At 64.3% G+C, this 22,811-nt stretch carries 19 protein-coding genes; 12 read left to right on the top strand and 7 right to left on the bottom strand.

The features are described 5' to 3' along the window. The first annotated feature begins 52 nt into the window (after positions 1 to 52). The 4 genes from ACTXGA_RS00355 (at position 53) to ACTXGA_RS00340 (ending at position 4,818) form a co-directional block, all read left to right on the top strand. Positions 53 to 3,073 carry a sarcosine oxidase subunit alpha family protein gene (locus tag ACTXGA_RS00355; protein ID WP_443391100.1) on the top strand — a complete coding sequence of 1,007 codons (3,021 nt, stop codon included), beginning with the start codon at positions 53 to 55 and terminating at the stop codon, positions 3,071 to 3,073. Next, a complete protein-coding gene (locus tag ACTXGA_RS00350; RefSeq protein WP_443391099.1) occupies positions 3,066 to 3,638 on the top strand; it encodes a sarcosine oxidase subunit gamma in 573 nt (190 codons plus the stop codon). Before ACTXGA_RS00355 ends, ACTXGA_RS00350 begins: the two co-directional genes overlap by 8 nt. A 71-nt stretch (positions 3,639 to 3,709) precedes the next feature. Beyond that, the gene (locus tag ACTXGA_RS00345; protein ID WP_443391098.1) at positions 3,710 to 4,120 is read left to right on the top strand and encodes a hypothetical protein; all 411 of its coding nucleotides are present in this window, start codon (positions 3,710 to 3,712) and stop codon (positions 4,118 to 4,120) included. Positions 4,121 to 4,218: 98 nt separating this feature from the next. Further along, the gene (locus tag ACTXGA_RS00340) at positions 4,219 to 4,818 is read left to right on the top strand and encodes a superoxide dismutase (protein ID WP_443391097.1); all 600 of its coding nucleotides are present in this window, start codon (positions 4,219 to 4,221) and stop codon (positions 4,816 to 4,818) included. A gap of 123 nt (positions 4,819 to 4,941) precedes the next feature. On the opposite strand, the gene ACTXGA_RS00335 is transcribed toward ACTXGA_RS00340, so the two are convergent. Beyond that, entirely contained in the window at positions 4,942 to 5,991 is a 1,050-nt protein-coding gene (locus ACTXGA_RS00335; protein WP_443391096.1) for a Gfo/Idh/MocA family protein, read from the bottom strand. Between the two features lie 124 nt (positions 5,992 to 6,115). Further along, positions 6,116 to 6,505: a hypothetical protein gene (locus ACTXGA_RS00330; protein ID WP_443391095.1), complete on the bottom strand. Its 390-nt coding sequence runs from the start codon at positions 6,503 to 6,505 to the stop codon at positions 6,116 to 6,118. A gap of 223 nt (positions 6,506 to 6,728) precedes the next feature. Here ACTXGA_RS00330 and rarD point away from each other — a divergent pair, with 223 nt between their 5' ends. Next, positions 6,729 to 7,643, top strand: a complete 915-nt coding sequence (rarD, locus tag ACTXGA_RS00325; RefSeq protein WP_443391094.1) for an EamA family transporter RarD — start codon at positions 6,729 to 6,731, stop codon at positions 7,641 to 7,643. On the opposite strand, the gene ACTXGA_RS00320 is transcribed toward rarD, so the two are convergent. Beyond that, on the bottom strand, positions 7,586 to 8,137 hold the full coding sequence (locus tag ACTXGA_RS00320) for an LOG family protein (protein ID WP_443391093.1): 552 nt from the start codon (positions 8,135 to 8,137) through the stop codon (positions 7,586 to 7,588). The genes rarD and ACTXGA_RS00320 overlap by 58 nt on opposite strands. Positions 8,138 to 8,266: 129 nt before the next feature. On the opposite strand from ACTXGA_RS00320, the gene ACTXGA_RS00315 reads away from it, so the two are divergent. Both ACTXGA_RS00315 and ACTXGA_RS00310 read left to right on the top strand, forming a co-directional pair. Beyond that, positions 8,267 to 10,480: a LysM peptidoglycan-binding domain-containing protein gene (locus ACTXGA_RS00315; protein WP_443391092.1), complete on the top strand. Its 2,214-nt coding sequence runs from the start codon at positions 8,267 to 8,269 to the stop codon at positions 10,478 to 10,480. A 152-nt stretch (positions 10,481 to 10,632) separates the two neighbouring features. Beyond that, a complete protein-coding gene (locus tag ACTXGA_RS00310) occupies positions 10,633 to 12,450 on the top strand; it encodes an ABCB family ABC transporter ATP-binding protein/permease (protein WP_443391091.1) in 1,818 nt (605 codons plus the stop codon). Positions 12,451 to 12,458: 8 nt separating this feature from the next. On the opposite strand, the gene ACTXGA_RS00305 is transcribed toward ACTXGA_RS00310, so the two are convergent. Beyond that, positions 12,459 to 13,103: a CatA-like O-acetyltransferase gene (locus tag ACTXGA_RS00305; RefSeq protein WP_443391090.1), complete on the bottom strand. Its 645-nt coding sequence runs from the start codon at positions 13,101 to 13,103 to the stop codon at positions 12,459 to 12,461. A 130-nt stretch (positions 13,104 to 13,233) separates the two neighbouring features. Between ACTXGA_RS00305 and ACTXGA_RS00300 the strand changes: the two genes are divergently transcribed. Together ACTXGA_RS00300 and ACTXGA_RS00295 are read left to right on the top strand one after the other, a co-directional pair. Continuing rightward, on the top strand, positions 13,234 to 15,381 hold the full coding sequence (locus ACTXGA_RS00300; protein ID WP_443391089.1) for a malate synthase G: 2,148 nt from the start codon (positions 13,234 to 13,236) through the stop codon (positions 15,379 to 15,381). A 190-nt stretch (positions 15,382 to 15,571) separates the two neighbouring features. Next, entirely contained in the window at positions 15,572 to 16,348 is a 777-nt protein-coding gene (locus ACTXGA_RS00295; RefSeq protein ID WP_443391088.1) for a gamma-glutamyl-gamma-aminobutyrate hydrolase family protein, read from the top strand. 231 nt (positions 16,349 to 16,579) lie between these two features. On the opposite strand, the gene ACTXGA_RS00290 is transcribed toward ACTXGA_RS00295, so the two are convergent. After that, a complete protein-coding gene (locus ACTXGA_RS00290; RefSeq protein ID WP_443391087.1) occupies positions 16,580 to 18,817 on the bottom strand; it encodes a xanthine dehydrogenase family protein molybdopterin-binding subunit in 2,238 nt (745 codons plus the stop codon). A 3-nt stretch (positions 18,818 to 18,820) separates the two neighbouring features. Then, a complete protein-coding gene (locus ACTXGA_RS00285; protein WP_443391086.1) occupies positions 18,821 to 19,273 on the bottom strand; it encodes a (2Fe-2S)-binding protein in 453 nt (150 codons plus the stop codon). A gap of 299 nt (positions 19,274 to 19,572) precedes the next feature. Between ACTXGA_RS00285 and ACTXGA_RS00280 the strand changes: the two genes are divergently transcribed. Next, on the top strand, positions 19,573 to 20,274 hold the full coding sequence (locus ACTXGA_RS00280; RefSeq protein WP_443391085.1) for a hypothetical protein: 702 nt from the start codon (positions 19,573 to 19,575) through the stop codon (positions 20,272 to 20,274). A 33-nt stretch (positions 20,275 to 20,307) separates the two neighbouring features. Here ACTXGA_RS00280 and ACTXGA_RS00275 read toward each other — a convergent pair whose 3' ends face one another. Beyond that, positions 20,308 to 21,057, bottom strand: coding sequence for an SDR family NAD(P)-dependent oxidoreductase (locus ACTXGA_RS00275; RefSeq protein ID WP_443391084.1), 750 nt, complete (start codon positions 21,055 to 21,057; stop codon positions 20,308 to 20,310). A gap of 122 nt (positions 21,058 to 21,179) precedes the next feature. Here ACTXGA_RS00275 and ACTXGA_RS00270 point away from each other — a divergent pair, with 122 nt between their 5' ends. Next, the gene (locus tag ACTXGA_RS00270) at positions 21,180 to 22,136 is read left to right on the top strand and encodes an MBL fold metallo-hydrolase (RefSeq protein WP_443391083.1); all 957 of its coding nucleotides are present in this window, start codon (positions 21,180 to 21,182) and stop codon (positions 22,134 to 22,136) included. Between the two features lie 176 nt (positions 22,137 to 22,312). Then, positions 22,313 to 22,747 (top strand): methyltransferase family protein, encoded by a 435-nt coding sequence (locus ACTXGA_RS00265; protein ID WP_443391572.1) that lies wholly within the window; start codon positions 22,313 to 22,315, stop codon positions 22,745 to 22,747. Positions 22,748 to 22,811: the final 64 nt, after the last annotated feature.

The raw sequence follows: 22,811 nt of genomic DNA, 5'->3' as shown, positions 1-22,811 counted from the left end.
CTTTGAAAATACGCAATTTTCCTGCCGTCCCAAGGGCATGGAGGCCTGACACATGAGCACCCGTATCGCCACCCTCGGCCGTCTGGTCGACCGCACCTCGGATGTTGCATTCGCCTTCAACGGCAAGCGGATGAAGGGGCATGAGGGCGATACGCTCGCCTCGGCGTTGCTGGCCAATGACCAGATGCTGGTGGGCCGCAGCTTCAAGTATCACCGCCCGCGTGGCGTCGTCGCCTCAGGCGCCGAAGAGCCGAACGCGCTGGTGAACCTCGGTGAAGACAACCGGCACGAACCGAACCAGCGCGCCACCACGACGGAACTGTTTCACGGTCTCAGCGCCACGTCGCAGAACCATTGGCCCTCGCTGGACTATGATGTGGGCGCGCTGAACGGGTTCTTCGGTCGGTTTCTGACGGCGGGGTTCTATTACAAGACCTTCATCCATCCGCGCCCGTTCTGGAAGCACATTTACGAACCCTTCATTCGCCAGTCAGCAGGTCTTGGAAAGGCTCCGGACCCGGAAAACCGCGATCCCGACACCTATGAGCATTTCTATGCCCATGTGGACGTTCTGGTGATCGGCGGCGGCGTCGCGGGCCTGCAGGCGGCCAAGGCGGCGGGCGAGTCCGGGGCCAAGGTGTTGTTGATCGAACAGAACGCTTTTTGGGGCGGGCGCGCGCCGGTCGATGGCGGTGAGATCGACGGCATGTCCCCCGAAGATTGGGTGAAGGCAACGCTTCAAGCCCTTGAGAAGATGGAAAATGTCACCATCCGTGATCGGACGATGGGGGCAGGGGTCTATGACCATGGCTATGTGCTGGGCTATGAGCGTCTGCGCGATCACATGCCTTGGGATCGCGGCCCGCGCCACCGCCTGTGGCGCATTCGTGCAAAACAGGTGATCACGGCGACTGGCGCCATCGAACGCCCGCTCAATTTCGCCGGAAACGATATTCCCGGCGTCATGCTGGCCTCGGCCCTGCGCGATTACCTTGTGAATTACGGTGTCGCCGTGGGCGAAAAGACCGTGGTCGTGACCAACAACGACGACGCCTATCGCACAGCCATCGCGTTGAAGAAGGCCGGGTTGCAGGTGCCGGTGGTCATCGACGCACGCGAATTCGGCGGCGGTGCCCTGATGAAAGAGGCCAAGGCGCTGGGGATCCGCGTCGAAACCGGCAAGGCCATCGCCAAGGTCAAGGGCGGCAAGCGCGTGACCGGCGTGCATCTATGCTCGATGGCCGGTGGCGGCGCGATGCTGGAAGAGATCAAATGCGATGCGGTCGCCATGTCGGGCGGTTGGTCCCCGGTGGTGCATCTGTGGTCGCATTGCGGCGGCAAGCTGACATGGGATGAGGAACAGGCGTTCTTCCGCCCCGATACGGCGCGCCCACCGACCGGAGCAGACGGCGCGGCTTTTGTTACCTGCGTCGGGTCCGCCAATGGGCATTTGCACCTGAAGGACGCGCTGGAAGATTCTGACAAGGGGGCAAAATCCGCCTCCAAGGCCACGGGCGGAAACCCCCGCCGCTTTGCCGCGCCAAAGGTGGCCGAAGAGGTCGAAACGCCAATCCAGCCGGTCTGGCTGATGCCGTCGAAGGCCTGGGACGACCTGCGCATGAAGTCCTGGCTGGACTTCCAGAACGACGTCAAGGTCTCCGATGTGCAACTGGCCGCGCGCGAGGGCTACGAGTCCGTCGAGCATACCAAGCGCTATACCACGCTGGGCATGGCGACGGATCAGGGGAAGCTGAGCAATATCAACGGTCTGGCGACACTTGCTGACAGCCTGGGTGAGAATATCCCGCAGGTCGGCACCACCACCTTCCGTCCGCCCTACACCCCCATCAGCATGGGCGCCATCGGCGGCGAGGCGCGTGGCGAAGTGTTCCAACCGCTGCGCAAGACGCCCATCCACCAATGGCATGAGGACAACGGTGCCCATTGGGAGCCGGTCGGCGCGTGGCGGCGGCCCTATTGCTATCGTCAGGACGGTGAAAGCGTGCATGACGCCGTCACCCGTGAGGTGCTGGCGACGCGAAACAGCCTTGGCCTGCTGGATGCCTCGACCCTCGGCAAGATCATCGTCAAGGGACCGGATGCGGGCAAATTCCTCGACATGCTCTATACCAACATGATGAGCACGCTGAAGGTCGGCAAATGCCGTTATGGCCTGATGTGCACGGAAAACGGGTTCCTCACCGACGACGGGGTCGTGGCGCGCATCGATGAGGAGACTTTCCTCTGCCACACCACCACCGGCGGGGCGGATCGCATTCACGCCCACATGGAGGAATGGCTGCAGACCGAATGGTGGGACTGGAAAGTCTTCACTGCCAACGTGACCGAGCAATACGCGCAGATCGCCGTTGTCGGCCCCAACGCCCGGAACCTGCTGGAAAAACTCGGCGGCATGGATGTTTCGAAAGAGGCGCTGGCTTTCATGGAATGGAAGGACGGCACGCTGGGCGGGTTCCCGGTGCGCGCCTATCGCATCTCCTTCTCTGGTGAACTCAGCTATGAGATCGCAGTGCCCGCGCATCTGGGCCGCGCTTTTTGGGACCGGTTGCTGGAGGCCGGCAGGGAATGGAACGCCACGCCCTACGGCACCGAGGCGCTGCACATCATGCGGGCCGAGAAGGGCTTTATCATGATCGGCGATGAAACCGACGGTACGATCATCCCGCAGGACCTTGGCCTGAACTGGGCGATTTCGAAAAAGAAAGAGGACTATCTGGGCAAGCGTGCGCAACAGCGCAGCTACATGACGGACCCGGATCGCTGGCAGCTTGTCGGGCTGGAAACCGTCGATGGCGGCGTGTTGCCCGATGGCGCCTATGCGGTGGCGCCGGGCAGCAACTCCAACGGTCAGGGCAACACGCAGGGGCGCGTGACCTCGTCCTACCACTCGCCCACGTTGGGCAAGGGGATCGCCATGGGGCTTGTGAAACACGGGCCGGACCGCATGGGCGAAGAGATCACCTTTGTGATGGAAGACGGCGAAACCACGATGACCGCGCGGATCGTCAGCCCCGTGTTCTTTGATCCGGAAGGAGAAAAGCAGAATGTCTGAACCGGTTCAGCCGCTTGGCGGCGCCCATTTCGAAGGGTTGATCGACATTCAGGAGATCGGCCCGCAGGGCATGGTGACCCTGCGCGGTGACCTGTCCTCACCCGATCTGCAGGCTGCGGTGACCGATCTGACCGGTGTTGCGATGCCGGGGCAGCGCGGCGCGAACACGTTGGGCGACAGCGGTTTGCTGTGGATGTCGCCGGATGAACTGCTGATCCTGACGCCGTACCGGCAGGCCGGGCAGGCGGTGTCGCGGCTGGAAAAGGCGCTGGCGGGGCAGCACATGATGGCGGTCAACGTGTCGGACGCCCGCGCGCTGTTTCGCCTGCGCGGTTCGCAGCTGCGCGACGTGCTGGCCAAGGTTGCGCCCATCGACGCCTCGACAGAGGCGCTGCCGGTCGGCGAATTGCGCCGCACCCGTTTCGCGCAGGCCGCAGCTGGCGTCTGGCTGACCGATCCGGGCACCGCGCAGGTTTTCTGCTTTCGCTCGGTGGCGGAATACATGTTCAGCCTGCTCAAGACGGTGGCGCATCCCAACAGCGCGGTGGGCTATCACGCCAAATGATCGTTGCGCGGTTGCCATCCCGGCGCGCAGTCCCGATACTGGCCCGGTCACCAGACAGAACCGGAGCCGTCATGCGCCTTGCGATCCTGACCCTGTTGAGCTGGGCCGCCCTGAGCGGCGCGGCCTTTGCCCAGAAGACGGGCTATCACTGCACGGTCAAGGGCGCGTCCGAGCGCGAATGGATCCAGCCGGTGATCTTCATCGCGCGGGACAGCGAAACGGATCGCGTCGTCGTGTCCGATGCGGCGATCCTTGGATTCAATGGCGGCGTGCCGGTCGAAGGCAAGCTGGTCAAGGACAACGCTGCACGCACGACCTTTTCGTGGATCGTCGAGATGCGATCTGCGGCGAACCAGCGTGTGAAAATGTCCTATCGGGCGACCTACCTCAAATCCTCGGGCAAGATGAACATCACCGCCCAGCCACGCGGCTATGAGGGCATGTTCAACCGGATGGGCACTTGCAAGGTCAGCAAACTTTAGTGGCAAATGGAACATTAGCTGCTGCGGCAGGGTTGACCTTCCAGCGCGGCAGAGACACCTATTGCGAGAATAACCGCCACATCACGGAGGGGTGACCCATGGCTTTCGAACTTCCCGATCTTCCCTATGCGCACGATGCACTGGCCAGCCAGGGCATGAGCCAGGAGACGATGGAATACCACCACGACATCCACCACAAGGCCTATGTCGACAACGGCAACAAGCTGATTGCCGGGACCGAGTGGGAAGGCAAATCCGTCGAGGATATCGTCAAGGGTACCTATGACGCGAATGCGGTTGCGCAGTCGGGTATCTTCAACAACGCTTCGCAGCACTGGAACCACACCCAGTTCTGGGAAATGATGGGCCCCGGCCCGAACGCCATGCCGTCCGAGCTTGAGGCGGCGCTCAAGGACAGCTTTGGCACCATCGATGAGTTCAAGTCGCAGTTCTCCGCAGCCGGTGCCGGCCAGTTCGGTTCGGGCTGGGCGTGGCTGGTCAAGGACGCCGACGGCGGCCTGAAGGTCACCAAGACCGAAAACGGCGTGAACCCGCTGTGCTTTGGTCAGACTGCGCTTCTGGGCTGCGACGTGTGGGAGCATTCCTACTACATCGACTTCCGCAACAAGCGTCCGGCGTATCTCGCCAACTTCCTCGACAACCTCGTGAACTGGGAAAACGTGGCCTCGCGCCTGTAAGTCCCGGATTCGTCTGTGGGCGGGCCAAAAGCCTTGCCTTTGAAATCCAGACGCCCCCGCAAACGATTGCGGGGGCGTTTTTTGTTGCGTGGCAGGACCGGGGCGTCCGATCCTGCCGCTCGATCAGGGCGTAACGTCGACCGGGCGGCCTGTCCTCGAAGAGGTTTCAATCGCCTCGATCAGGCGTTGAGAGGTCAGCGCCTGCCGACCCGTGACCATCGGCGGGCGTTTGGCGCGGATGGCATCGGCAAAATCCTCGATCACGGCTTGATGCCATTCATGCTTGCCGCCCGACAGCGGGACCGCCGGTGCCGTGGCGGTCTGACCGTTGGTTTCGCAGCGCCCGTCGCGCCAATTGACGATCAGGGCATCCTTGTCGATCCGCAGAGAGGCGTTCTCGAAGTGCAGCGTGATGCTTTCGGTTCGATGGGGGAACATCGCCGTGCTGGCCACGAAGGACCCCACCGCCCCGCAGGCAAAGCGCAGGCCCGCAACGGCGAAATCCTCGGCCTCCATCTGGTGCAGGGGCGTCGTCGCGGTCATCGCCTGAACGGATGTCACCGGGCCGGTCAGGCTCAACGCAAGGTCGATGGAGTGGATCGCATTGGTGATCATCACACCGCCGCCGTCGCGGGCATAGGTGCCGCGCCCCAGCTCATCGTAATAGGACTGCGGCCGCCAGAGTGGTATGGCGATTTCGACAAGACCCAGCTTGCCAAGGTTACCTTCGGCAACAAGCCTTGCTGCCGCGATCGACGGCGCGCGGGTCCGATGCTGAAACACCACGCCAAGCGTCACACCCGCGCGATCACAGATATCAACAACCTCCTGTGCCTCGGCCACGCTGCGCCCCACCGGCTTTTCCAGAAGGATGTGCTTGCCTGCCCGGGCAAGTGCGCCGATCAGGTCCGACCGCACGCTTGGCGGGGTGGCAACGATGGCCATCTGGATCGACGGATCGTCCGTGACCCGGCTCAGGTCTGAGGTAAAGAGGGGCGCGTCGCCGAGGTAGTGCTCAGCCAGATATTCGGCGCGCTCGGGACGACGAGAGACCACCGCCCCGAGCCGCACAGAGCGGCGCGCCGCAGAGAGCGCCGCCACATGGGTCTTGGCGATCATCCCGGCACCGATCAATGCGACGCCGAGAGGCTGTGGCCGGGCCGATTGGCTCATCTTCCGCTCCCGCTGATGTGTTGCAAGCAATCAAGAAACGCGCCGTCGTTGGACGTGCCGGGCCATTGCATTTGGTCGCTGGCGGGCAGCGCGGGCGCCCCGGCACCCGCACGGTCCTGCAGGTTCATTCAATCAGAACGGTCGAGATGACCCCGCCCTGCACATAGACCTTGACGCTGAAGACGTCAGGCTGACCGCTCATGACGTTGTTCACGCCTCTTTGGCCCTGTCCGACGACGACGCAGGTCTGCGGAATGCGCATGCGGTTGTTGGCATCGTGAAACACCGAATCGTACTGATCCATCGGCCCGGGCTTGCCGAAACGGTGAAAGTTCGCGCGGTCCTGCTGAACGATCTGGCAGAAGCTGTTCAACCGAACGCCATTGGAATTGTACATGTCGTGGGTGTCGGCCTGCATTAGGTATTCCGCAACCAGCATCTCCTGCGCCGACACGACCGGCGCGGACAGAGCAAGCGTGATCGAGGCCACGCCCGCAATAATTGAATATTTCATTTTTCCCGTTTCCGCGCACACCGTTTCCGAGCGCGCCAATGAATCTACGAATTTCACGCCGGGGCAAAAAGCGCCGTCCGGCAAACGATCACACGCGATTTGTCTGTGATTGAATACCGGAATTTGTGACCAGAGCCTTTCGCCCTGTCAAGTCTCCCGGACGCCCGCCGCTTGCAGCCCGACGCGCCGCTCTGTAGGGCAGAGACGTCTGACGGAGCCATCCATGTCCCCGACCACCAAAGGCATCCTGCTGATGATCGGCGCCTGCACGATCTGGGGCTTGTCGCCGATCTATTACAAGCTGCTCGTCCACGTGCCGCCGCTGGAACTGCTGGCGCATCGCACGGTGTGGTCTTTCGTGGTCTTCGCAGGGCTTCTGGCAGTGCAGGGCAGGCTGGGGCAGTTGCGGGGCGTGGTGGGGCGCATCCGGCCTCTTGTCATCACCGCAATTGCCGCACTGATGGTCACCGCAAACTGGTTTCTGTTCATCCTCTCGGTGCAGATCGGACAGGTGCGTGAGACCTCTCTGGGCTACTACACTGTCCCGCTGGTCGCGGTTCTCTTGGGCGTGGTCGTGTTGCGCGAACGGCTGTCGGCTTTGCAATGGGTCGCCGTCGGGCTGGCGGCACTGGCGGTGGCGCAACTGACCTGGGGGCTGGGCACTGCCCCGTGGATCGCCCTGATCCTTGCGGTGACCTTCGGGATCTACGGCCTTGTCAAAAAACGCCTTTCCGCCGGGGCGGTGGTGACAGTCACGGCCGAGGTTCTGCTGCTTGCGCCCCTGGGCCTGCTCTGGCTGGTCACCCTGGAGGCGCAGGACAAGGCGGTCTTTGGCGATGACCTCTACACATCCGCACTCTTGATCTTTTCCGGCTTTCTCACCGCGCTGCCGCTGATCCTGTTTTCCGCCGCCGCGCAGCGGGTCAGCATGAGCACGCTGGGCCTGCTGCAATACGTCAACCCGACGCTGCAGTTCTTCTGCGCCGTGGTACTCTTTGGCGAGCCGCTGACACCTTGGCACATCACGGCCTTCGTGCTGATCTGGATCGCGCTGGCGCTATATTCCGGGTCCAGCCTCGCTCAGGAAAGGGCGCGCCGCAAAAGCGCCATGACCTCATCCGCCGAAGCGCCGCTCTGAACGAAATCCAGCAGGGACGCATCGGCAAACCCGCTGTCGACCACATGGTGCAACAGGGCCTTCAGCGGCCCCCAGTAGCCGTTCACATCCATCAGCAGGACCGGCTTGGTATGCAGGCCAAGCTGGCGCCATGTCAGCACTTCAAAGAACTCGTCCAGTGACCCCGCTCCGCCGGGCATGACCACCACCGCGTCCGCGTTCATCAGCATGACCTTCTTGCGCTCATGCATAGTCTCGGTGATGACGAAACTGGTCAGATCGGTCTTGCCCACCTCCATCTGCAACAGGTGGGTGGGGATCACGCCAAAGGTCTCTCCGCCGCCATCCTGCGCCGCCCGCGCGACCGTGCCCATCAGGCCTACATCCCCCGCACCATAGACCAGCCGCCAGCCCTCGGCGGCGATGGCACGGCCAAGAGCCGTCGCCTGGGCGGCGTATTCCGGATCGCCGCCAACGCGGGAACCACAGTAGACACAGATGGACAGTTTCGACATCGCGCGCCTCAAGGCCTCTGGAAAAAACGACTTTTGACGCTTGGTAGCCTGTGGTTTATATTCTCTCAACCGTCCTGATGGCCTTGGTGGGGGACTGTGGCCTCGGACGCTGGAATTCGAAAGGCTGCCATGAGCAAGATCGTAACCTATTTGGCCCTCGCCTCGGCGGGCACAGCGGGGGCGGTGACCGTCATGGTCATGACCGGCATGATCGACATGCCGGGCCGCAAGGCACCGGATGCGCCGGGTCCACAGGTGACGGCCAATGCCCCCAAGGCGCCCGTCGCGCCCGACAACACGGACCCCGATGCGCCGCTTGTGGCTGTCGAGCCGGTGGAGATTGCCAAGACGCCTGATCCTGTCGCGCCAATCGAACCCGCACAAAGCCCTGAACCGGCGGACCCGGTCGCACCGGCAAAGGTGCCGGACCCGGTCGAAACCGCCAAGGCTCCTGAACCCATTAAGACAGCGAAGTCGCCCGATCCGGCCAGCCCAGCGGAAACGGCCATAACTGCTGATCCGGTTGTTCCGGCAGAGCCAGTCAAGACGGCCAAATCCCCCGAACCGACAACCCCAGTCGAAACCGCAAAAGCGCCCGAACCGATCACCCCGCCAGTGGAAACCGCCCGGACGCCCTCTGCCACTGGCGTCGCCACCGTGCAGCCCAAACCGGGGCTGACACCCGCCGCACCGCAGCCCGTGGCTCCCGCGCCTGTCGAAACCGTCGCGCGGCCCGTTCCGGGTACGGGCGAACCGGCAGAGGTGGCCCCCGATCCCGACCAGACCGCAACCGCCCCGGAACCGACGGAACCGGCCCCCGGCATCGCGCCCCTCTTGCCGCTGCTGGATCCGAATGCCGGCACCACCATCGCGGAACCGCTGCTTGATGGTGACACCACCGTCATCCGGCCCAGCTTTGACGTGGTGCGCGCGGAACAGGATGGTTTTTCACTGGTCGCCGGTGGGGGGGAGCCGGGCGCGCAACTGGACGTGATCGTGAATGGAGAACCGGTCGAGTCGCTGGAAATCGGCACGGATGGCAAGTTCACCGTCTTCCTCAATCTCGCGCCGGATCAGGCGTCGGTGATCAGCCTGCGCCAAACGATCGACGAAACCATCGTAGCCTCCGAAGGGGACGTGATCGTCGCGCCGACCGAACAATTGGCCGCTGTCACCCCGCCGCCCGCTCGACAGCCCGGCCAGACCGCAGCGTCCGGCCCGCTGCTGGAAACCCAGCCCGACACGCAGGCCAAACCGCGCCCTGAGGTCGATCCCCTTCCGGGAGCCAAGCCGCTCAGCGGCGATGAGGTCGCATTGGCCGTGCCCGGCGTGACACCCGCGCCCGGCGGCATGACCGTAACCCCGGTGCCCGGCCCGTCCACCGGCCCGGACGGAACAGCTGACGCGACGCAGGTCACGACGGAACCGCCGGAAACCGGCCCAGAACCGGATGTGATCTCCAGCGCGGATCCCGATCCCGGCACCGGGCCGGGCGATGGCCCGGCGCCGCTTGGCAATCCTAAATGGAGCGGCGCGCCGCATCGCGGCCCGATCCCCGGCGTCCAGCCCGCACCGGCCCCGGCCGCCAACCCGCAGCGCCTTGGCGGCGTGGCCGGAACACAGGCGCCCTTTGACACCAAGGACCCCGACGCGACGGTCGGGGCAGGGACGGCGGCCCCCGCCACCCAGCTGGCGGTCCCGGCACCCGGCGACCTGAAGACCACCGCACCGGCGGCGCCGGCGGATCCCGTCATCACCGCGCGGGCGGAACCGGACGTGACCACGCCGCCCGCGTCGCCGCGTCTGCCCACCGTCCTTCTGGCGACACCGCGCGGGGTCGAGGCGCTGTCAACCGCGCCCATCGCGCCCGGTGACGTGGCGCTCGATTCCATCAGCTATGACGATGCCGGGGACGTCCTGATCTCGGGGCGGGGCAGGACCACCGCCTCGGTACGAATCTATCTCGACAACGCGCCCATCACCACCTCGCGCATTCAGGAGGACGGTCGCTGGCGCGTGCAACTGCCGGAAATCGATACCGGAACCTACACGCTGCGTGTCGACCAGATCGACGCGGCGGGACAGGTGATTGCCCGCGTCGAGAGCCCGTTCCTGCGCGAAAGCGCGGCGGTCCTGGAACGCGCCGTGGGGCAGGGTGGCAGCGGTCCGGTGCGCTCGGTCACGATCCAGCCGGGGAATACACTCTGGGGCATCTCGACCAAACGCTACGGCGACGGCATGCAATATGTCCGCATCTTCGAGGCCAACCGCGATCGCATCCGCGATCCCGACCTGATCTACCCCGGCCAGATTTTCGACATCCCTGACGCCGCCTCGAACTGAAAGGCCGCCTGCGGTTTCTTCTCTTTGAAAATACCGCCGGGGCTGAGGCCGCAGGCCGAGGGGGCAGCGCCCCCTTGCAGGCTTTCCGCCGCACGCGGCTTGCAGGCCGGGGACAGTCGGCCTAGGTGAAGCGGGTCAACGAAAGGCCCTTCATGCCCCCCGCATCCTCTTCCGACGCCCAAATCGCTGCCGAAGAACGCCGCTCCGGCTGGCGCACCATTCGCCGTGTCGGCCCCTATCTCTGGCCCGAGGGGCAGACATGGGCAAAACGCCGCGTGGTGATTGCGCTCGGGTTCCTCGTGCTGGCCAAGCTTATCGCCGTTGGCACCCCGATCCTCTACAAGGGCGCGGTCGACAGCCTGTCCGGAGAGGTATCGGACCTGATGCTGGGCGCCGTGGGGCTGACCATCGCCTATGGCATGGCGCGCCTGATGACCGTGGGCTTTCAGCAGTTGCGCGACGCGATCTTTGCCAAGGTCGGCCAGCGCGCCCTGCGGACCCTCGCGCTGCAGACCTTTACCCATATTCACCGCCTGTCGATGCGATACCACATCACGCGCAAGACCGGCGGCCTCAGCCGGATCATCGAACGCGGGGTGAAAGGCGTCGAATTCCTGCTGCGCTTCCTTCTGTTCAGCATCGGGCCCCTGATGCTGGAACTGATCCTTGTCGCGGCGGTCCTCTTTTTCCTCTTCGACGTCTGGTATCTGGTCGTCGTCGTTGGGGTCATCGCGCTTTACGTCGCCTTCACCTTCAAGGTCACCGAATGGCGGGTGAAACTGCGGCGCGAGATGAACAAGCAGGACACCGACGCCAACCAGAAAGCGATCGACAGCCTGCTGAACTTCGAAACGGTCAAGTATTTCGGGGCCGAGGCGCGTGAGGCTGCGCGCTATGACGTGGCCATGCAGGGCTATGAAAAGGCCGCGATCAAGACGGCAACCTCTCTGGCGATGCTGAACGCCGGACAGTCACTGATCATCACCTCCGGTTTGGTTGCGGTCATGGTCATGGCCGCCGTGGGGGTGCAGAACGGCGCACTGACCGTGGGCGATTTCGTCATGGTCAACGCCTACATGATCCAGATCACCATGCCACTGAACTTTCTCGGCACGGTCTACCGCGAAATCCGGCAGGCGCTGGTCGACATGGGAGAGATGTTCGACCTGCTCGAACAACCCCGCGAGGTTTCGGACAAACCCGGTGCGCCCGGGCTGGCCGTCAACGGCGGGACTGTCAGCTTCGACGGGGTCAAGTTCGGCTACGATCCCACCCGCCCGATCCTCAAGGGCATCGACGTGACCGTGGGTGCGGGCGAAAGCGTGGCGCTGGTCGGCCCCTCCGGGTCCGGCAAATCCACCATCGGGCGGCTGCTGTTCCGGTTCTATGACGTGGACGGCGGCGCCGTGCGCATTGACGGGCAGGATATTCGCGACGTGACACAAGACAGCCTGCACGCCGCCATCGGAGTCGTGCCGCAGGACACCGTACTGTTCAACGACACCATCCGCTACAACATCGCCTATGGCCGCGACGGCGCGACCGAAGCGGATATCGTCGCCGCCGCCCGCGCCGCCCAGATCCATGAATTCATCTCCAGCCTGCCCGAAGGTTACGAAACGCAGGTCGGCGAACGCGGGTTGAAACTGTCGGGCGGCGAAAAGCAGCGTGTCGGCATCGCCCGCACCCTGCTCAAGGATCCGCCGATCCTGCTGCTGGACGAGGCGACCAGCGCGCTGGACACCGAGACAGAGGCCTCCATCCAGGAGGCACTGCGCCGCGCCGGTGAGGGACGCACCGTCATCACCATCGCACACCGCCTGTCGACCATCGCCGATGCGGACCGGATCGTTGTCCTGCAGGACGGTGAGGTGGTCGAGCAAGGCACGCATGACGCGCTGCTGGCCCGTCAGGGCCGTTACGCGGCCCTCTGGGCGCGCCAGCAGGCGGACGAGGAGGAGGCCGCGTAGGGCGGGGTTTACCCCGCCGCGCCTCCATCGGCATCCAACGCCTCTTGCACGGCGGCGAAATAGCCGCCCAGATGGACACCATCGACCAGCGCGTGATGCACCTGAATGCTCATCGCCATGCGCCAGCGCTCGCCCTCGGGCACGATCTTGCCCCATGCGACGCGGGGAATGCAGTCCTCTGCATTGGGCATCGCATTGTCGATCGAGGTGAAATCCAGCCAGGGCAGGCAGGACATATAGGCCACCGCGTCGGTGGCACTTTCATTGGGGGCAAGGCTGTCCCGTCGCCGCGCCTCATCGATCTGCGCCTTGGCGCGTGGTTCGAAGACCGCGAAATCCGGGTCGAAATCCACATAGCCGAAATTGAACCCGCCCTTGTCGGACGGCACCGGCATCGACATGGTGACCCGGTCATGGCGCACCACCGTGTCGCCCCGAAACCGCATGTTCAATTCCGGCACCGCGTGCAGACCGCAGCCGATGGCATGCAGGCAGGCCCGGAACGGGGACACGCCACGCGGCTTGCGCCGGGCCATCAATACGGTCGCATCCATCCGGGTCGTGACCGCGTAATGCGGCCGCTGGAATCCGCGAAACCAGCGGAATTGCTGCGTTCTCGGCCATGTCTCCAGATCCACAAGATGCTCGGCCATGTGGCCCTCCGCTTTCAAATTCCACCTGAAACTGCATTCCGGCTTTCACCGGGAATAATATCACTCCCCCTTGTTGCCTATCGGAAACTTGATGCTACCCTCCGGCTCAACTCAAATGGGGAGGTATACCATGGTCGACCGGGTTGAACGCGCAGGGCTGCAGGTGGACACACGTCTTGCGGCCTTTCTCGAAGGGCAGGCAATCCCGGGGTCCGGCATCGCCGCGGATGATTTCTGGGCGGCGCTCTCGACGCTGGCACATGACTTCGGGCCGCGCAACAAGGCGCTGCTGGAGAAACGCGAAGACCTGCAGGCCCGGATTGATGACTGGCACAAGGCCCGCGCCAACCAGCCCCACGACCACGAGGCCTACAAGGCGTTCCTGACAGAGATCGGCTACCTTCTGCCCGAGGGTGATGATTTCGAGATCGACACCGCCAACACCGACCCGGAATTCAGCAGCGTGCCGGGCCCGCAGCTGGTGGTGCCGATCACCAATGCCCGCTACGCGCTGAACGCGGCCAATGCCCGCTGGGGCAGCCTGTACGACAGCCTTTACGGCACCGATGCCATGGGCTCGGTCCCGCCGAAAGGCGGCTATGACAAGGGGCGCGGCGCACGCGTGATCGCCCGCGCGCGGGTGTTTCTGGATGAGGCCTTCCCAGTTGAAGGTGTCAGCCATGCTGACGCCCGCCGCTACCATATCAAGAGCGGCACGCTCTTGGTGGACGATCAGCCCTTGGTGGATCCGTCGAAATTCCGCGGCTATCGCGGTCATCCCAAGGCGCCCGATGCCGTGCTGCTGTGCAACCACGGCCTGCATGTGGAACTGGTCTTTGACCGCACGCATTACATCGGCGCGCGCGATCAGGCCGGGCTGGCAGATGTGCGTCTGGAAAGCGCCGTCTCGGCCATCATGGATTGCGAGGATTCGGTGGCCTGCGTCGATGGCGAGGACAAGGCGCTGGCCTATGCCAACTGGCTGGGCCTGATGCGTGGCGACCTCACCGACACGTTTGAAAAGGGCGGCCAAGAGGTCACCCGCAAGCTGAACCCGGATCCCGAATTCCTGGGGCCCGACGGCACCGCCTTCCGGATCAAGGGCCGCGCGCTGATGCTGGTGCGCAATGTCGGCCATCTGATGACCAACCCGGCAATCCTGCTGCGCGACGGGTCGGAAATCTATGAGGGGCTGATGGACGCCATGGCGACGGTCCTGATTGCCCGCCATGACCTGACCAAGACCAATGGCCTGCGCAACAGTCACGCGGGCTCCGTCTATGTGGTCAAACCCAAGATGCACGGACCGGAGGAAGTCGCCTTCGCCGATGAGGTCTTTTCCTTTGTCGAACAGGCGCTGGACCTGCCGCAATATACCGTCAAGCTGGGCATCATGGACGAGGAACGCCGCACATCGGTCAACCTCAAGGAATGCATCCGCGCCGCCAAACATCGCGTCGCCTTCATCAACACCGGCTTCCTCGACCGGACCGGGGACGAGATCCACACCTCGATGGAGGCGGGTCCGTTCAGCCGCAAGGATTTCATCAAGCGCAAGGGCTGGATCGGCGCCTATGAGGCGCGCAACGTCGACATCGGTCTGGAATGCGGGCTGTCCGGCAAGGCGCAGATCGGCAAGGGCATGTGGGCCATGCCCGACCAGATGGCCGCCATGCTGGAGGCCAAGATCGAACACCCGAAATCCGGGGCGAACACCGCCTGGGTGCCATCGCCGACCGCCGCCACCCTGCACGCGCTGCATTATCACAAGGTCGATGTGATGGCCGTACAGGACAAGCTGCGCAAGGGCGGGCGTCGCGCCCATGTGGACGCGGTGCTGGACATTCCGCTGGCCTCGTTCCGCAAGTGGCGGCCCGAACAGGTCACCCGCGAGGTCGAAAACAACGCGCAGGGCATCCTTGGCTACGTTGTGCGCTGGATCGATGCCGGGGTCGGCTGTTCCAAGGTGCCGGACATCAACGACGTGGGCCTGATGGAAGACCGCGCCACCTGCCGCATCTCCTCGCAGCACATCGCCAACTGGCTGCATCACGGGGTGATCGGCAAGGATGAGGTGATGGAGATCATGAAACGCATGGCCGAGGTGGTGGACCGTCAGAACGCGGGCGACCCGTCCTATGTGCCGATGGCGCCCGGCTTTGACGGCATCGCCTTTCAGGCGGCCTGCGATCTGGTTTTCGACGGCCGGGTGCAGCCCTCGGGCTATACCGAACCGGTGCTGCACCGTCGGCGGCTGGAACTGAAGGCGGCGGGCTGAGACACGTCCTGACCGGGGCGCGGGCGGCGCGGCACTGACAAAAGGGGGCAGAGGCGCATCACCGCGCCGACGCCTGCCAGACAGGCAAAACCCCGGGCTGTGTGCGACCGCAGAGCGCGCTGTGCGGGCGGACACTTTTCGTCAAGGCGTCCGTGGTCTACATATGCGATGTTCAAAGGAGCATTGGCACATGGCGCGCCCCATCGTTGGCATCATCGGCAATTCCTACCTGATCAACGATCAGTATCCGACCCATGCGGGCGGGCAGATGAATTCCGAGGCGGTCGCCGATGTCTCGGACTGCATTCCCATGGTGATCCCGGCCGATCCGCGGTTTGTCTCGGTCGAGGAACTGTTGGAGGTTTGCGACGGTTTCCTGCTCACCGGCGGGCGCCCCAATGTCCATCCCGAGGAATACGGCGAGGACTGGACCGAGGCGCATGGCGATCATGACCGGGCGCGCGATGCGATCACCCTGCCGCTGGTGCGCGCCTGCGTGGCGCGGGGGCAGCCCTTTCTGGGCATCTGCCGCGGGTTCCAGGAGGTCAATGTCGCCATGGGCGGATCGCTCTACCCGGAGATTCGCGACCTGCCGGGGCGGATGAATCACCGGATGCCGCCCGACGGCACGCTGGAAGAGAAATTCGAACTGCGCCACAAGGTGACGCTGACTGAGGGCGGTGTCTTTCACCGGCTGTTCGGCGCGACCGAGGTGCTGACCAATACGCTGCACGGGCAGGGGATCAAGACCCCCGGCGCGGGTGTGGTGGTTGAGGGGCACGCGCCCGACGGCACGCCAGAGGCGATCCACGTCAAGGACGCGCCCGGTTTCACCCTGTCCGTCCAATGGCATCCCGAATGGAATGCCGCCAATGACCCGGTGTCGCGCCCGCTGTTCCGCGCTTTTGGCAAGGCAGTGCATGACTGGGCGCAGACCGGCGCGGGGCGCCTGCGCGCGGCGGGCTGACCAGCCTCGCGGTTGGCGCGCCAAAAATCACTTCAGTGCAAATGCAAACGGCCCCTGCCGGGAAAGCAGGGGCCGAAGCTGCGAACAGCGTGCCAAGGAACACCCCCGTAAGGGGTCATATTTATACTTTCGTGTATCGCGGGCAATTAAGCAACATCTTCCTGCGGATTGATGCGGGGCCCGGCGATTTTTCTTGCCGGGCCGCGCAGCGCCAAGGCGATTGACCGCCGGTCAGACGAAAAAGTCAAAGGACTTTCGCAACGGCAACTCCCGCGCCCGCTTGCCCGTCAGGTCGAACAGCGCGTTGGCCAGCGCCGGGGCGGCGGGCGGCGTGCCGACCTCTCCGATACCGTTCAGGCGCTCCTGATTCTCCAGAACGGTGACAGAAACCTTTGGCATCTGCGGCATGCGCAGGGGGTCGTAGTCGGGGAAATTCATCTGTTCCACACGGCCCTCGGCAAAGGTGATTTCCTCACCAATCGCGGCAGAGAGGCCATAGACCATGGCCCCGCTCAGCTGCGCCTCGATGATCGACGGATCCAGCGCCACGCCGGGGTCCGCGGCGATCCAAGCCTCGGTCAGGCGCACCATGCCATCGGTTTCGCGCACCTCGATGACCATCGCGGTCGGCGTGCCGAAACTGTAGACCAGCGCGACACCACGCCCGACGCCATCCTCGGTCTTGCCGGTCCAGCCGGACATGTCGCGCACCGCCTCCAGCGCGTAGAAGGCGGGCAGCCATTCGTCGCGCGTCAATTGCAGGCGAAATTCCAGCGGATCGGTCCCGGCCGCATGGGCCATCTCATCGACAAAGCTTTCGTGGAAGAAGCCGTTGAAGCTCGCCCCGACAGAGCGCCAGAAGCCCAGCGGCGGGGCGATCGGCGCCTTGTAGCCACGCACGCGGTAGTTCCGGATCCCGTAGGGCTGATTATAGAGCCCGTCGACGATTTCCTTGGCAGGACCGCCCGGCGCAAAGCCGACCCAGCGGTTCAGGGCTTGCTCGGCGATGGCAGGCGAAGAGACCTGCGCATCCATCTGGACCGCCGTCCCCTTTGCCACCGCGCCCTTGACCCGCGCGATGGCGGGGGGGCGGTAGAAGTCATGCGTCATGTCCTCTTCGCGGGACCATGTGACATTGACCGGCGTTCCGGGCATCGCCTTGGCAACTTTGGTGGCGATCACCGCGTAGTCGAATTCTCCGCGCCGGCCAAAGCCGCCGCCCATGAGCGTGACATTGACCTCGACCTCCTCGGGCGCGATTCCAGCCACATCGGCGCAGGCGTCGCGCAGGAAGGTCGGCCCCTGGTTGCCGCACCACAGCCGCAGGTGCGTGCCGTCGAACCACGCGGTGGCGTTCATCGGCTCCATCGTGGCATGGGCCAGCATCGGCACGCGATACTCAGCTTCGATGGCCTGAGCCCCGCGCGGCAGGCGGTCGGCCTTGCCGTCGTCGCGTAGGACCGAGTCCGGCTCGGCGTCAAAGGCCTGTTCCAGCGCCGTGAACATCTCCGCCGTGGTGGCGGGATGCGTGGCCGGGGCCCAGTCCACCTCGATGGCGTCCACGGCCTGTTGCGCCAGCCACGTATTGGTGGCGATCACCGCCAGCCCGTCGCCAAGGTCCACGACCTTTTCGACACCGGGCATGCGGCTTGCATCAAATGCATCGTAAGAGGTCATGCCGGCGCGGTAGGGCGACATGCGGACAGCGGCAAACCGCATCCCCGGCAGGCGCGTGTCGATGCTGAACTGCGCGGTGCCGGTGGATTTGCCCGGAACATCCGGACGCGGCAGCGAGGTGCCCAGCAGTTTCCAGTCGCGGCGGTCGCGCAATTCGACCTTGGGGACCTCCATCTGCGCGGCGGCCTCGGCCAGCTCCGTATAGGGCAGGGCCGTGCCATCGGGGGCGATCACGGCGCCGTTCTCGGTCTTCAGATCCTTCGCATCGACGCCCAGACGCTCTGCCGCCGCGGCCTTCAGCATCTCGCGCGCGGCGGCACCGGTGACGCGCATCCGCTCATAGCCGTCCTTCATTGCGGTCGAGCCGCCGGTGACCTGCATCGACAGGACCTTGCCCAGTACGCCCATCATTTCACCCAGCGAATGCTGGAACGACGAGGCGTCATAGCCCTTGTGCGCCTGACCTTCGCCCATCAGCGCGCTATTGTAATAGGCCTGCGCGGGCGGGCCGTGGATGATCCGCACGTCCTCCCACTTCAGGCCCATTTCCTCGGCGATCAGCGCGGCCCAGGTGGTCATGGTGCCCTGTCCCATCTCGGCTCGGGGCGCGATCAGGGTCACGCCCTCGCCGTCGATCAGGACAAAGGCGTTCAGGCTGCTTTCACCCTCGCCGGGTTTCAGCGGATTGGGCGCGGGTCGCGTGACATACCACGCGCCGAATGCCGCGCCGCCGGCGATGGCGGCGACACCCACAAGGAAGGTGCGGCGGGCGATCTTGCCGATGCTTGCCATGGCTCAGGCCCCCCCGGCTGCGGATTTGATGGCGGCGCGGATGCGCGGATAGGTGCCGCAGCGGCAGAGGTTGCCCTGCATCGCGGCATCGATGTCGTCATCGGTGGGATCGGGTGTCTCGGCCAGCAGGGCAGCGGCCTGCATGATCTGCCCCGACTGGCAGTAGCCGCATTGCGCCACCTGATGGTCGATCCACGCCTGTTGCAGCCGGTGCAGCGCGTCCGGCGTGCCCAGCCCCTCGATGGTTGTCACCTCGCCCCAGACATCGCCCACGGGCACCTGGCAGGACCGCACCGCCTCACCGTCGATATGCACGGTGCAGGCGCCGCAGGCCGCCACGCCGCAGCCGAACTTGGTGCCGGTCAGGTTCAGCGCATCGCGCAGCGCCCAGAGCAGCGGAACCTCGTCGGGCAGGTTCACCTCATGCGAGGTGCCGTTGACGGTCAGCGTGGCCATGTCGTCCTCCAGATAGCATCACAGCGGCCGGTCCCGGCGACGGGGCGCGCGGCCTTGAAACAGATATAGACTGCAAGTTGCATCCGCCATCAGGCAGGTCAAGCGCGCGGCGGCGGGACGCCCCGTAAAGCTGCCGATGAGGCCGGTGACACAGCCAAGGGCGCAAATACTGCGCAAGTCCGGGACAAGCCCGGCGGGCTAACCGGCGAAGGATCGGGCAGATGGCCGCAGCCCGCCACTGAACGGTTGTGGCACGATCTGCGTTTGGGCAATCCGGGGCAATCTCCGCTGGGTGCCCCATGAAAAACGCAATCGGCCCGAACTGGATCAATCTGGCGCTCGTCATCTCGCTGATCACGGCCACCTGGACCCTGTCCAGCATTGGCTACTATGACATCACCGAGGCATTTGGCCTGCCGCATGGATACAATGACGCGCCGGTACTGCTGAGCCTCTACTACGGTGGCTGGGTGCTGTTGGTGCACTGGCTCTTTCGCCCGGATTTCGCCGCCTGGACCCGTGAGAAATCACCGGGAGAGGACCGCTTCGCGCCATTGTTCCTGTTGGTCCTGTTCGCGGTCTTCTCGCTCAAGATCCTGCCGCATCTGCCAAAGCCCGACCCGCCCGAGGATCTGGCCGTCGCGGACATCGTCTTTGCCCAATCGTGGTATTTCATCCCGAAGACCGTGGAGATCCTGTTCCAGCAGATTTTGCTGACCGCACTGGTCATCGAATTTCAGGCGATGAAGGTCGGGTTGGGGCGCATGACGGTGCTGATCGCGGGGCTCTTTGGCGGGTTTCACCTGTCACTTGCCCTGACAGGGGCCAGTGATTTTTACGTTGCCCGATATACGGTTGCGGCCACGCTCTACGGGATGGTGTTCCCCTATCTGATCCTGCACCGGCGCAACGGGTACGTCTGGGCCTTCGGTCTGCATTGGGGCTTTTACGCCTTCGATACGACGATGGGGCATTTCGCCTTTGCCGCGCCGCCGCCGTAGCGGCGCGGTCCCGTGCGGTATGGCGAGCCGCTATCAGATCTCGCCGCCCGCGATCTGGATGGCCTGACCGTTCACGCTGCCCGATGCCTCGTGGCACAGCCAGACCGCCGCCTGCGCCACTTCCTCCGGCGCGATCAGGCGGCCGTGCGGGTTGACATCGACCATGGCGGCGCGGGCCTCGGCCTCTGTCCAGCCGGTGCGCTTCATGATCGAGTCCACGTTCATGGTGATGATGTCGGTGTCCACATAGGCCGGGCAGATCGCGTTGAAGGTATAGGGTTTGCGCGCGTAATCCGCCGCCAAGGCCCGGATCAGACCCAAGAGCGCGTGTTTGGAGGCGGTATAGGTGGGCGCGCCTTTCAGGCCGCGAATCCCGGCGATTGATGAGATGGCGATCACGCGGCCCCAATCGGTGTCCACCATGGTTTTCAGACACTCGCGGATGGTCAGGAACGCTCCGTCGAGGTTCGTGGACATCATGGTGCGCCAGAACTCCATATCCGTCTTCAACAGGCTGCGCCCCTCGGCAATGCCTGCGTTCGGGACGCAGATCTGCACCGGGCCACGCGCCGCCACGGCCTCGGAAACCCCGTGAACGACAGAGGTTTCGTCCATCACGTCCATCGACAGGGGAAAGATGTGATCGGCGCGCGCCGCCCCCAGCCGGGCGGCGTTGCGCCCGGTGATCGTGACTTGCGCGCCCTCGGCCGCCAGCGCCCGCGCAATGGCCAACCCGATGCCGCTGCCGCCGCCGGTGACCAGCGCGTGTTTACCCTTCAGCATGAAACCCTCCCGTTTTGCCTGCAGCCTACAGGCGCGGGGGGCTGTGACAAGAGGTCCGCGACAGGATGCTTGGCAATGCTATTCACACATGTGAATGTGTGCGCAGCATTCGGGAGGATTTCATGAACAACGTTTCCCTGACCACCGGCCTTGCGCTCATTCTGGCGGCAACCGTTGCGCCTGCAAGTGAGGATATCGCCGACAAATACCCCCAGTCGGACCTCTACGACAAACCGGTCGAGGTGATCCCGCACGTGTTTTCGGCCATCGGCGCGACCGCGCCGCCGACCTACGAAAATTCGGGCCATAACAACAACCTGTCCTTCATCGTGACCGGGGATGGGGTGATCGTGGTCAACGGCGGGGCCTCGGCCCGGCTGGCCAAGGCGCTGCATGACGAGATCAAGGCAGTGACCGATCAGCCGGTCAAGCTGGTGATCAACGAGAACGGGCAGGGGCATGCCATGCTCGGCAATTCCTACTGGGCCGATCTGGGGGTCGATATCCTTGCCCATGTGGAGGCAATCCACGAGGTCGAGGAAAACGGCGATTTCATCCTTCAGGGCATGCAGCGCTACAACCGGGACAAGGCAGAGGGCACGCGCGTCGTGGCGGCCAACCTGTCCTTTGAGGATGAATACAGCGTCACCATGGGGGATGTTCAGGTCGAGGTGTTGCACCTTGGCTCCGCGCATGGGCCGGGCGATACGCAGGTCTGGATTCCGCAATGGGGCATCGTCATTGCCGGGGACATCGCCTTTCACGAACGTATGCCGCCGATCTTTGCCGATACCTGCACCAGCTGCTGGATCGAGACTTTTGACGGCCCCTTTGCCGATCTGGGCGCCACCTATGTGATCCCCGGCCACGGCCATCCGACCAACATGGCGCAGGTGACGCGCTATACCTCGGAGTACCTCAAGGATCTGCGCGGCAAGATCGGCGCGCATATAGAAGAGGGCGGCGATCTGGCCGGGGCCTATTACGTGGACCAGTCGCAATGGGCGCATCTGGACACCTTCGAAGAACTTGCCACCAAGAACGCGGGACGGGTTTTCGAAGAGATGGAGTGGGAGTAAGGCTGGTCTCTGTCGAACGCAGTTGTGCCGCCGTCGGGCGGAATAGCTCGCGTTCGGCACGTTGGAGACTTTTGGGTTCGGGGGTTCTGCCCCGTCGTCACTTGTGTGACGACTCCCCCAAGGTATTTTGAAAACCAGAGAAGCAGGAAGTTGCGCCCGTGTTGAAATGGATCGATATGCCGCCGGTCTGGCTGGTCGGGGCGCTGGTGCTGGCTTGGGTGCAAAAGACGCATTTTGGGCTGGGTCTGGGGTTTGGTCCGGTCTGGGCGGATCTTCTGGGCGGTTTGCTTGTCGGTGGGGGGCTGATCTTGCTGGCGCTGGCCCTGTTCGAAATGCGCCGCCACCGCACCACCGTCATTCCGCACATGGAAGCAGAGCGGCTGGTGACAAGCGGTATATTCAAGCGCAGCCGCAATCCGATCTACCTGGGCGATACGATGATCCTGACCGGGATGATCCTCTACTGGGACGCGGTTCTGGCGCTGCCACTGATCCCGATCTTTGTCTGGGTGATCGAACGGCGTTTCATCCTGCCCGAGGAAAACGCCCTGCGCCGCAAGTTCCGCGCCAATTTCGCGCGCTATGAAAAGGACGTCCGGCGCTGGGTCTGAGCGCCGGAGGCGGCAACGCGCGCCCGAATTGCACCGGCAGAAGTGACCTGTCGTCGCATGCTGC

Source organism: Antarctobacter jejuensis, assembly GCF_052266595.1.
GTDB lineage: Bacteria > Pseudomonadota > Alphaproteobacteria > Rhodobacterales > Rhodobacteraceae > Antarctobacter > Antarctobacter jejuensis.
Note: the sequence above shows the minus strand (reverse complement) of the source record. Positions and strands in the feature narration are given on the sequence as shown.

Excerpts from the sequence above, each read along its gene's own strand:
- ACTXGA_RS00265 (WP_443391572.1), top strand. The coding sequence starts at position 22,313 with ATGCCGCCGGTCTGGCTGGTCGGGGCGCTGGTGCTGGCTTGGGTGCAA.
- ACTXGA_RS00295 (WP_443391088.1), top strand. The coding sequence starts at position 15,572 with ATGGCGCGCCCCATCGTTGGCATCATCGGCAATTCCTACCTGATCAAC.
- rarD (WP_443391094.1), top strand. The coding sequence starts at position 6,729 with ATGTCCCCGACCACCAAAGGCATCCTGCTGATGATCGGCGCCTGCACG.
- ACTXGA_RS00275 (WP_443391084.1), bottom strand. The coding sequence starts at position 21,057 with ATGCTGAAGGGTAAACACGCGCTGGTCACCGGCGGCGGCAGCGGCATC.
- ACTXGA_RS00355 (WP_443391100.1), top strand. The coding sequence starts at position 53 with ATGAGCACCCGTATCGCCACCCTCGGCCGTCTGGTCGACCGCACCTCG.
- ACTXGA_RS00350 (WP_443391099.1), top strand. The coding sequence starts at position 3,066 with ATGTCTGAACCGGTTCAGCCGCTTGGCGGCGCCCATTTCGAAGGGTTG.
- ACTXGA_RS00340 (WP_443391097.1), top strand. The coding sequence starts at position 4,219 with ATGGCTTTCGAACTTCCCGATCTTCCCTATGCGCACGATGCACTGGCC.
- ACTXGA_RS00300 (WP_443391089.1), top strand. The coding sequence starts at position 13,234 with ATGGTCGACCGGGTTGAACGCGCAGGGCTGCAGGTGGACACACGTCTT.
- ACTXGA_RS00310 (WP_443391091.1), top strand. The coding sequence starts at position 10,633 with ATGCCCCCCGCATCCTCTTCCGACGCCCAAATCGCTGCCGAAGAACGC.
- ACTXGA_RS00345 (WP_443391098.1), top strand. The coding sequence starts at position 3,710 with ATGCGCCTTGCGATCCTGACCCTGTTGAGCTGGGCCGCCCTGAGCGGC.
- ACTXGA_RS00270 (WP_443391083.1), top strand. The coding sequence starts at position 21,180 with ATGAACAACGTTTCCCTGACCACCGGCCTTGCGCTCATTCTGGCGGCA.
- ACTXGA_RS00305 (WP_443391090.1), bottom strand. The coding sequence starts at position 13,103 with ATGGCCGAGCATCTTGTGGATCTGGAGACATGGCCGAGAACGCAGCAA.
- ACTXGA_RS00320 (WP_443391093.1), bottom strand. The coding sequence starts at position 8,137 with ATGTCGAAACTGTCCATCTGTGTCTACTGTGGTTCCCGCGTTGGCGGC.
- ACTXGA_RS00335 (WP_443391096.1), bottom strand. The coding sequence starts at position 5,991 with ATGAGCCAATCGGCCCGGCCACAGCCTCTCGGCGTCGCATTGATCGGT.
- ACTXGA_RS00330 (WP_443391095.1), bottom strand. The coding sequence starts at position 6,505 with ATGAAATATTCAATTATTGCGGGCGTGGCCTCGATCACGCTTGCTCTG.
- ACTXGA_RS00280 (WP_443391085.1), top strand. The coding sequence starts at position 19,573 with ATGAAAAACGCAATCGGCCCGAACTGGATCAATCTGGCGCTCGTCATC.
- ACTXGA_RS00285 (WP_443391086.1), bottom strand. The coding sequence starts at position 19,273 with ATGGCCACGCTGACCGTCAACGGCACCTCGCATGAGGTGAACCTGCCC.
- ACTXGA_RS00290 (WP_443391087.1), bottom strand. The coding sequence starts at position 18,817 with ATGGCAAGCATCGGCAAGATCGCCCGCCGCACCTTCCTTGTGGGTGTC.
- ACTXGA_RS00315 (WP_443391092.1), top strand. The coding sequence starts at position 8,267 with ATGAGCAAGATCGTAACCTATTTGGCCCTCGCCTCGGCGGGCACAGCG.